Below are 9088 nucleotides of genomic sequence, written 5' to 3' on the forward strand. Positions count from 1 at the left end.
CAGGGGCACCAGGCGGTCCTTGCCGCCCTTGCCCATGACGACGCGCACCACGCCGTCGCTCAGGCTCAGGTCCTGAACATTCAGGTTGACCAGTTCGCTGACCCGCAGGCCGGTCGCGTACAGGGTTTCCAGCATGGCGCGGTCGCGCAGGCCCAGGGGGGAACCGATATCCGGCGCAGCCAGCAGGGCCTCGACCTGAGTCTCGGACAGGGTTTTGGGAAACCGGGCGGGCTGGCGTGCCCCGCGCAGGCCCAGGCAAGGGTCTTCGGCGCACAGGCCGCGTCGCAGCGCCCACAGGAAAAAGCGCCGCAGGGCGGCCAGGCGGCGGTTGGCCGTGCTGGCTTTGGTCTGCTGGTGCTGGGCGGCCAGCCAGGACTGGATGTCTTCGCGCTGTGCGGATTCGGGGGGACGGCCATGTTGATCGTGCAGCCAGTCGCCGAAGGCACGCAGGTCACGGCGATACGCGGCCAGGGTATTGTCCGCCAGGCCATCTTCCAGCCACAGGCTGTCCAGAAAAGCATCGATCGAGGGAAAGGGAGTGGGCTGCGCGCGATCCACTGGGGCGTCCGTCGTGGGCATGCCTGAATTCTACTCGCCCGGACCGGGACAGGGCGGCTGAATGCGGGCCGCGCGCCGCCTGGCGCCCGCTTGTCCAATATCAATCATCAGCCAGACCGAATAGCGAAATATAGACATATATATTACGATGGTGGTCTATCCGCCGGATGCCATGGGGGTCGGGCGGTCTGTCATGACAACAAGGAGTCCTGCATGAAAATCCGTACCTGGGTGGCTGCGTGCGCCCTGACTTTTGTGGCGCTGCCGGCCTTCGCCGGAGAAATCCTGGTGTCGGCGGCTGCCAGCCTGACCAATGCATTCAAAGAACTGGCAACGCAGTACGAATCTGCCCATCCGGGCACCAAGGTGCTGACGACTTTTGGCGCATCGGACGTGGTGCTGCGCCAGATCACCGAAGGCGCCCCGGCTGACATATTCGCCTCGGCCGACCAGAAGGCCATGGACAAGGCGGTCGAAGCCAAGGCCGTGGACCCCGCGACCCGGGTGAATTTCGTGCGCAACGAGGTCGTGCTGGTGGTGCCGGCCGACAATCCCCGTGGAATTGCCTCTCTGGATGATCTGAAAAAATCGGACGTGACGCGCATCGCCCTGGGCAACCCGGCCTCGGTGCCGGTGGGCCGCTACACGCAGGCTGCCCTGGAAAAGGCCGGTGCCTGGGATGCGGTCAAGGCACGTGAAATCCTGGGCCAGAACGTGCGCCAGGTGCTCAGCTACGTGGAACGCGGCGAGGTCGACGCCGGTTTCGTCTTCGCGACCGATGCCGCAATCATGAAAGACAAGGTCAAAGTCATCCAGACGGTCGATACCCCGACGCCGGTGGTCTATCCGATCGCGCTGGTGCAGCGTGATGGCCGTGCGCCGGAAGCCGCCGACTTCCTGAAATTCCTGATGTCCGACGACGGTCAGGCTGTGCTGGCGCGCTACGGCTTCGCCAAGCCCTGATCCGGTTCCCATGAACGGCATCTGGGTCCCGCTGTGGCTGTCGCTCAAGGTCGCCGGCTGGGCGACCGTGCTGGCGACGGTCAGCGGCATCGCCATTGCCTGGGGGCTGTCGCGCTGGTCCTCGCGCTGGTGCGATGTGGTCGATGCGTTCCTGACCTTGCCCATGGTGCTGCCGCCCACGGTCACCGGCTATTACCTGCTGGTGCTGTTTGGCCGGCGCGGGTGGCTGGGCGAATGGCTCCAGTCCCATGGGATCGAACTGGTCTTCACCTGGCAAGGCGCGGTGGTGGCGGCTGCAGTGGTTGCGTTTCCCATGGTCCTGAAAGCCGCCCGTGCCGCCTTCCTGGATGTCGATCATCGTCTTGAACAGGCGGCTGCCGTGCTGGGCGTGCCGCCGACTGCCGTGTTCTTTCGCGTCAGCCTGCCGCTGGCGATGCGCGGCATTCTGGCCGGGATCCTGCTGGCGTTCGCGCGGGCGCTGGGGGAATTCGGCGCCACGCTGATGGTGGCCGGCAACATTCCAGGCCGCACGCAGACCCTGTCGATCGCCATCTACGAGGCCGTCCAGGCCGGCAACGACGACACGGCCAATACCCTGGTGCTGGTCACCTCGGCGACCTGTGTTGCGATTCTGTGCCTGGCATCCTGGCTGGTGCCCAGCGGCCGCAGTGGCCGCAGAGGGCGTTCCTCGCGCCGGAGCGCGTCATGAGCCTGTTGGTCGATATCGAATGCCGCTTGGGGGGCGATGATGATGGTTTCCTGTTGCGGCCGCGCTGGCGCACCGATGCCCGGCGTGTCGCGCTGTTTGGCCCATCGGGTTCGGGCAAGAGCCTGACGATGCAGGCGATCGCCGGCCTGTTGCGCCCCGACCGAGGGCGCATCGAGGTCGCCGGGCGGGTGCTGTTCGACAGCGAAACCGATGTGGATGTGCCGCCCCGCGACCGGCGGCTGGCCTATCTGTTCCAGGACTACGCGCTGTTTCCCCATTTGACGGTGCGCCAGAACATCGGTTTCGGCTTGCGGCGCGGATGGCTGAACCTGCATGGCCGCCGCGACCTGCCGGAACAGGCGCAGCGCTGGGTCCAGGCCTTTGGCCTGGTCACCTTGCTGGATCGCTATCCTGCCGAATTGTCCGGTGGCCAGCGTCAGCGCGTGGCTCTGGCACGGGCGCTGTCCACGGACCCAGGGCTGTTGCTGCTGGACGAACCGCTGTCGGCCCTGGACGCGGGGCTCAAGGCACGGATGCGCGACGAACTCGCGCAACTACAGCGTGACATCGATATCCCGACGGTGCTGATCACGCACGACCTGGCCGATGTCCGGGTCCTGGCGGACGAGGTCTTTCACATCGCCCACGGTGAAATCCAGGGCCAGGCCGAACAGGTCGTTCAGGCCTGACGCAAGACGTCTGACACCGCAACCCCAGTCGTTCAGATTCAGGCCGGGTCGGCCGGGGCCGGCGCAGGGGCTCAGTCTATTGTGCCGATCAGCACGTCGGTGGCCTGGAAGCAGGCCACTGCCATGGCGCCAGGGGGCAGCTTGCCATCCGGTGCATTGGGGTCGGCCAGCCCGGTGATGCGTACTGTCGGGCTGACGTCCAGGGTGATTTCCGTCAGGGTGCCGTCGTCTGCGCGGTGGCCGATGCGGCCGGTCCAGCGATTGAGGCCTTCGGGAACCGTGTCCGGTTCGCCGGAATCTTCCGGTAGGATGCGGACTGCCTGGGCCTTCAGAAACGCCAGCGCGCGCCGGCCTTTGGACAGGCCCAGCCTTTCGGTGCTGGCGTGGGTCAGCGTGGCGATCAGGCAGGTGTCCTGGCCCAGGTCCAGCCGGATGCGGTCGTTGATGCGGCCGGATTCGATGGCGCCGATGATGCCTTCGTAGCGGTTGCGCGCCGAAGTCTGCAGCGCCATGCTGTGCAGCAGATCCAGATGCCGGGTGCCGTCGGGGCCGAAGCGCGACAGGGCTTCCATGAAGCGCTGGTGTTCGGCCTGGGCCGCCTGGTACCAGGCGATGAGTTCCCGCGCCCGCTGGGTCAGGTGCGCCCCGCCGCCGCGCTTGCCGCCGGTGACGCGTTCGACCAGCAGGCCGCCGGCCAGGTTGTTCATCATGTCCACGGCGTCCCAGGCCGCTTTGTAGCTGAGCCCGACTTTGCGTGCCGCCGCGCTGATGGAGCCTTCGGTGCCGATGGCGGCCAGCAAGGCCATGCGGCGTTCCGTCCCCCAGCTCTGGTCGCCGCTGCGCAGGCTCAGTGTGGTGCTCAGTTCGAGAGATTGGGTATGCGTCATGAAAGCAGTGTACGCGGCGATCAGAGGCGACTCAAGCGTGCCGGGCGGCCAGGCTGGCGGCGTAGCCATGCAGCATGTCGGGCCAGGCGGGCTGCCAGCCGCTGGCCCGTAGTCGCGCATTGGACAGGCGCTTGCCGCTGGGCGGGCGGCTTTCCCGGGCCGGCGCTGGCCCGCCGGCCATCTGCGCCAGGGCGTCGTAGAAGGCTGCCGTGGGCATCGGGTGGTCGTCCGTGCCGATGTAGCAAGGCTGGGGGTCGGCCAGGGCCAGCAGATGGACGCAGGCCCGGACCGCATCGTCGATGTGGATCCGATTGGCCCAGTGCCCGGGTCCGTCCGGGGCGATGATGCGTCCTGCGCGCAGGCCGTCGGCCAGGCGCAGTCGTCCGGGGCCATACAGGCCCGACAGGCGCAGGGCGATGCCGCGTCCGGGCAGTCGATCCTGCAGCAGGGTTTCGGCGTCCAGCATCGCTGCGCCACGAAAGTCGGTAGGGGCGGGAGGGGTGCGCTCGTCCACCACGGCGTCCGGCCCTGGCCCCCAGACGGCGGTGGAATCGACCAGTACGCAGCGCTGCAACTGGTCAGGGTGGGGCAGGGCGTCCAGCAATGCCCGCAGGCCCAGGGGGTAGGCCTGGGCGTAGGACGCGGGCGTGCGGGTATCTGGCGCGGGGGCGTACAGAATGTGGGTGATGGGGCCGGGGGCGCCGACCGGGACGGCGTTCAGGGCGGCGGGCTTGCCCAGGTCGGCTTGCAGCCAGTGGATGCGGTCGCCTGGCCGGGCGTCCATGCGCCGCCGGCGCAGGCCGGCGCAGAACCAGGCCTGCGGGTCCAGTGCGCCAGCGGTGCGCACGCATAGATCGCCGCCGACGAGCAGCAGGGTGCGCGCCGTCATCGCAGCCCCCGTGCTTGAAGCCCCTGCGCAGCCTTACCGAATAGAATGTCCTTTTCCATGTCAGTACAGTCTATCCCATGAGCGATTCTTTTCCCCTGCGTCGCAGCCATCCCGATGAACTGATCGTGGGTCTGGTGTCCGTATCCGATCGGGCCTCGTCCGGCGTCTACCAGGATCAGGGCATACCCGCCCTGCGGGACTGGCTGGATGCCGCGCTGACGCGGCCCCCGCAAGTGCTCGCCCGGCTGGTTCCCGACGAGCGGGCCGGCATTGCGGCCGTCTTGCGCGAACTGGTGGACGATGCGCGCTGCGACCTGGTGCTGACGACGGGGGGGACCGGGCCGGCCAGGCGCGACGTGACCCCCGAGGCCACGCTGGATGTGGCAACCCGCGAGATGCCCGGTTTTGGCGAACAGATGCGCCAGGTCAGTCTCAAGTTCGTGCCGACGGCCATTCTGTCGCGCCAGGTGGCGGTGATTCGCGAATTGCCGGATCATGCGGCCCTGATCGTGAACCTGCCCGGCCAGCCCAAGGCCATCCGGGAAACACTGGAGGGGCTGCGTGGCGAAGACGGCGCCGTCCTGGTGCCGGGGATTTTCGCGGCGGTGCCCTATTGTCTGGATCTGATCGGCGGGCCTTACGTCGAAACGCGCGACGATGTCGTGCGGGCGTTCCGGCCCAAATCCGCGCGGCGCGGTGTCCAGCATTGATTCACGTTCCGCCTTAAAATCCCTGAATCTGCTTTTTCCACCATTCCATTTTCTTCTGGAGGTCCAGCCATGGCCCTGGTTTCCATGCGTCAGCTCCTCGATCACGCAGCCGAGCACGGCTACGGGATTCCTGCCTTCAACGTCAATAACCTGGAACAGGTCCAGGCCATCATGGAGGCCGCCGACCAGACCGACAGCCCCGTGATCATGCAGGCCTCTGCGGGCGCGCGCAAATATGCGGGCGAAGGTTTCCTGAAATACCTGATCCAGGCAGCGGTCGAATCCTATCCGCACATCCCCGTGGTCATGCACCAGGATCACGGCCAGTCGCCCGATGTGTGCCGCGGCGCCATCGAATTGGGCTTTTCCAGCGTCATGATGGATGGCTCGCTGATGGCCGATGGCAAGACGATCGCTTCCTACGAATACAACCTGGACGTGACCCAGCAGGTCGTTGCCATGGCTCATAAGCTGGGCGTCACCGTGGAAGGCGAACTGGGTTGCCTGGGATCCCTGGAAACCATGAAGGGCGACAAGGAAGACGGCCATGGCGCCGAAGGCACCATGACCCGCGAACAGTTGCTGACCGACCCCGAACAGGCGGCGGATTTCGTCAAGCGGTCCCAGCTGGATGCCCTGGCTATTGCAGTGGGCACCAGCCACGGCGCCTACAAATTCACCCGCAAGCCCACGGGCGACATCCTGTCGGTGCAGCGGATCAAGGAAATCCACGCGCGCTTGCCCAACACGCACCTGGTGATGCACGGCAGTTCCAGCGTGCCCCAGGAACTGCTGGCGGAAATCCGCCAGTTCGGCGGCGACATGAAGGAAACCTATGGCGTGCCTGTGGAAGAACTCCAGGAAGCCATCAAGTTCGGCGTGCGCAAGGTCAACATCGACACCGACATCCGTCTCGCCATGACCGGCGCGATCCGTCGTTTCCTGGCCGAAAACCCCAGCAAATTCGACCCGCGCGAATACCTGAAACCGGCGCGCGAAGCTGCAAAGAAAATCTGCCTGGCCCGCTACGAGCAGTTTGGCGCGGCTGGCCATGCGTCCAAGATCAAGGCCATCCCGCTGTCCGACATGGCCGCGCGCTATGCCTCCGGCGAACTCCAGCAAATGGTGAAATAAATCCGCATGAAGGCCCTGCTCCAATCCTCCATCGAGTCGCTGCCCCTGCTGGGGCGCGGCAAGGTCCGCGACATGTATGCCGTGGGCGAAGACAAGCTGCTCATCGTCGCCACTGACCGGATCTCGGCCTTCGACGTGATTCTCGACGACCCCATCCCCGGCAAGGGCCAGGTCCTGACGGCGCTGACTGAATTCTGGCTGGGGCGCCTGGGGCATCTGATCCCCACGCACGCTACCGGCATTGCACCGGAAGACGTGGTTGCTCCGGGCGAACGCGAACAGGTGGCCGGGCGGGCCATGGTGGTCAAACGCCTGGAACCCATCCTGGTCGAAGCCGTCGCACGCGGCTACCTGATCGGTTCAGGTTGGAAGGACTACCAGGCCAGTGGCGCGGTCTGCGGCATTGCCTTGCCGCCCGGACTGCGCCAGGCCGAACGCCTGCCCGAACCGATCTTCACGCCTGCGGCCAAGGCCGAATTCGGCCAGCACGACGAAAATGTCGATTTCAACTATGTCGTCGCGCAGGTGGGGGCCGATCTGGCCGCCGAACTGCGCCGTGTCACCTTGGCCCTGTATGCCGAGGCAGCCGAATACGCGCGCGGCCGGGGCATCCTGATCGCCGACACCAAGTTCGAATTCGGCCTGGACGTGCGCGGCACGCTGCACTTGATGGACGAAGTCCTGACGCCGGATTCTTCGCGCTTCTGGCCAGCGGATGGCTACGCGGTGGGCATCAGTCCGCCGTCCTTCGACAAGCAGTTCGTGCGTGATTGGCTCGAAACCCAGGACTGGGACAAGACCGCACCGGCGCCGCGCCTGCCCGCCGACGTGCTCGAACGCACGGCGGCCAAATACCGCGAGGCCCTGGATCGTCTGACGCAGGGGGCGAAATGAGCCGGCGCCCCGTGGTCGGCCTGATCATGGGCTCGTCCAGCGACTGGGACGTCATGCGCCACGCGGCGGCGGTATTCGATGAATTCGGGATCGCGTTCGAATCCCGGGTCGTGTCCGCGCATCGCATGCCGCTGGACATGGTCGAATACGGCGCGCAGGCCGTGGAACGCGGGCTGCGCGCCATTGTGGCGGGGGCGGGGGGCGCGGCCCACCTGCCCGGCATGATGGCGGCGCTGACGCCGGTGCCGGTGTTCGGCGTGCCCGTGCCTTCGCGCCACCTGCGCGGCGAAGATTCCCTGCTGTCCATTGTGCAGATGCCGCGCGGCGTGCCGGTAGGGACTTTCGCCATTGGCGAGGCAGGTGCGGCCAATGCGGCCCTGCACGTCGTGGCCAACCTGGCCATGACCGATCCAGCGTTGCTGCGGCAACTCCAGGATTTCCGAGCGCGCCAGACGGCGGCCGCGCGTGCCATGGCCGTGCCGCCGGAGGCGTCATGAATCCGACGGACGCAGGCGCGTTCTTGCCCCCGGGCGCCTGGCTGGGCGTGCTGGGCGGCGGCCAGCTGGGGCGCATGTTCTGCCAGTCCGCCCAGGCACTGGGCTATCGGGTGATGGTGCTCGACCCGGATGAATCCTGTCCGGCGGGCATGGTGGCGGATGCGCATATCCGCGCGGCCTATGACGATATGAATGGGCTTGACCAGCTGGCGCAGCGCTGCGCTGCCGTGACCATGGAATTCGAGAACGTTCCGGCCGACAGCCTGCGCCATCTGGCGCGATCACGGGTTGTCGCGCCCTCGGGCGATGCCGTCGCGGTGGCCCAGGACCGGCTGGCGGAAAAATCCTATATCCAGGCAGCCGGTGTGCCGGTGGCCGCCCATGCGGCCATCCGCTCTCCGGATGATGTGGATACCTGTCCCGACGCGCTGTTCCCGGGCATCCTCAAGACGGCCCGCCTTGGCTACGATGGCAAAGGCCAGGTCCGCGTGGCATCGCGTGACGATGCCCGACAGGCATTCGACGGCTTGCGCGGGGTGCCGTGCGTCCTCGAAGCCCTGCAGCCCCTGGACTACGAGATCTCGGTGGTACTGGCGCGCGATCTGCGCGGCCATGCCGTCAGCTATCCACCGGCGCGCAATGTCCACCGGGACGGCATTCTGGCGCTGTCGGTCGCCGATGGTTCCGTGCCGGCCCCGGTCGCCGACCAGGCGCGTGCCTACGCATCGTCCCTGGCCGATCACCTGGATTACCACGGCGTGCTGTGTGTGGAATTTTTTGTGTTGCGCGATGGCCGCGTGCTGGCCAACGAAATGGCGCCGCGCCCCCATAACAGCGGTCACTACACCCAGGACGCATGCCTGGTCAGCCAGTTCGAGCAGCAGGCGCGCATCATGGCCGGGTTGCCGCTGGGGGATACTGGCACGCTGCGGCCAGCCGCCATGCTCAATCTGCTGGGGGATCTGTGGTTCGATGCGCAGGGACAGCAGCGCGAGCCGGACTGGGCGGGCGTGCTGGCCGTGCCCGGCACCCGCCTGCACCTGTACGCCAAATCCGATGCGCGTCGAGCCCGGAAGATGGGTCATGTGAATATCCTGGGCGAGGATGCCGCGCAGTTGCGCGAACGCATCGCCCGGGTGTCGGCCGTGCTGGGGCTGT

11 protein-coding genes are annotated in these 9088 nt (G+C 66.8%); 8 read left to right on the forward strand and 3 right to left on the reverse strand.

Going from position 1 to position 9088, the window contains the following annotated elements:
• Positions 1 to 579 (reverse strand): site-specific integrase (locus RBR29_RS08255; protein WP_320348529.1); only part of this gene is annotated, 579 nt, incomplete at its 3' end.
• 192 nt (positions 580 to 771) lie between these two features.
• On the opposite strand from RBR29_RS08255, the gene modA reads away from it, so the two are divergent.
• From modA to RBR29_RS08270, 3 genes are read left to right on the forward strand one after another with little or no spacing between them, the layout of a single operon-like run.
• Complete coding sequence (gene modA / locus RBR29_RS08260; protein ID WP_320348530.1) at positions 772 to 1521, forward strand: molybdate ABC transporter substrate-binding protein; 750 nt, start codon at positions 772 to 774, stop codon at positions 1519 to 1521.
• Between the two features lie 10 nt (positions 1522 to 1531).
• Positions 1532 to 2230 carry a molybdate ABC transporter permease subunit gene (gene modB, locus RBR29_RS08265; RefSeq protein WP_320348531.1) on the forward strand — a complete coding sequence of 233 codons (699 nt, stop codon included), beginning with the start codon at positions 1532 to 1534 and terminating at the stop codon, positions 2228 to 2230.
• Entirely contained in the window at positions 2227 to 2919 is a 693-nt protein-coding gene (locus RBR29_RS08270; RefSeq protein ID WP_320348532.1) for an ATP-binding cassette domain-containing protein, read from the forward strand. Before modB ends, RBR29_RS08270 begins: the two co-directional genes overlap by 4 nt.
• Positions 2920 to 2990: 71 nt before the next feature.
• On the opposite strand, the gene RBR29_RS08275 is transcribed toward RBR29_RS08270, so the two are convergent.
• Both RBR29_RS08275 and RBR29_RS08280 read right to left on the reverse strand, forming a co-directional pair.
• Entirely contained in the window at positions 2991 to 3806 is an 816-nt protein-coding gene (locus RBR29_RS08275) for a TOBE domain-containing protein (RefSeq protein ID WP_320348534.1), read from the reverse strand.
• A 31-nt stretch (positions 3807 to 3837) separates the two neighbouring features.
• Positions 3838 to 4695, reverse strand: a complete 858-nt coding sequence (locus RBR29_RS08280; RefSeq protein ID WP_320348536.1) for a hypothetical protein — start codon at positions 4693 to 4695, stop codon at positions 3838 to 3840.
• A 77-nt stretch (positions 4696 to 4772) separates the two neighbouring features.
• Between RBR29_RS08280 and mog the strand changes: the two genes are divergently transcribed.
• From mog to RBR29_RS08305, 5 genes are all read left to right on the forward strand, one after another.
• Positions 4773 to 5405, forward strand: a complete 633-nt coding sequence (mog, locus tag RBR29_RS08285; protein ID WP_320348538.1) for a molybdopterin adenylyltransferase — start codon at positions 4773 to 4775, stop codon at positions 5403 to 5405.
• A gap of 69 nt (positions 5406 to 5474) precedes the next feature.
• Positions 5475 to 6539 (forward strand): class II fructose-bisphosphate aldolase, encoded by a 1065-nt coding sequence (gene fba / locus RBR29_RS08290; RefSeq protein WP_320348540.1) that lies wholly within the window; start codon positions 5475 to 5477, stop codon positions 6537 to 6539.
• A 6-nt stretch (positions 6540 to 6545) separates the two neighbouring features.
• Positions 6546 to 7433 carry a phosphoribosylaminoimidazolesuccinocarboxamide synthase gene (locus RBR29_RS08295; RefSeq protein WP_320348542.1) on the forward strand — a complete coding sequence of 296 codons (888 nt, stop codon included), beginning with the start codon at positions 6546 to 6548 and terminating at the stop codon, positions 7431 to 7433.
• Complete coding sequence (purE, locus tag RBR29_RS08300) at positions 7430 to 7930, forward strand: 5-(carboxyamino)imidazole ribonucleotide mutase (RefSeq protein ID WP_320348544.1); 501 nt, start codon at positions 7430 to 7432, stop codon at positions 7928 to 7930. Before RBR29_RS08295 ends, purE begins: the two co-directional genes overlap by 4 nt.
• Positions 7927 to 9088, forward strand: a 1162-nt coding sequence (locus RBR29_RS08305) for a 5-(carboxyamino)imidazole ribonucleotide synthase (RefSeq protein ID WP_320348546.1), incomplete at its 3' end; no start/stop codon positions are given. The genes purE and RBR29_RS08305, both read left to right, overlap by 4 nt.

Origin of the sequence: Castellaniella sp., from assembly GCF_034007085.1 — a bacterium.
Lineage (GTDB): Bacteria > Pseudomonadota > Gammaproteobacteria > Burkholderiales > Burkholderiaceae_B > Castellaniella.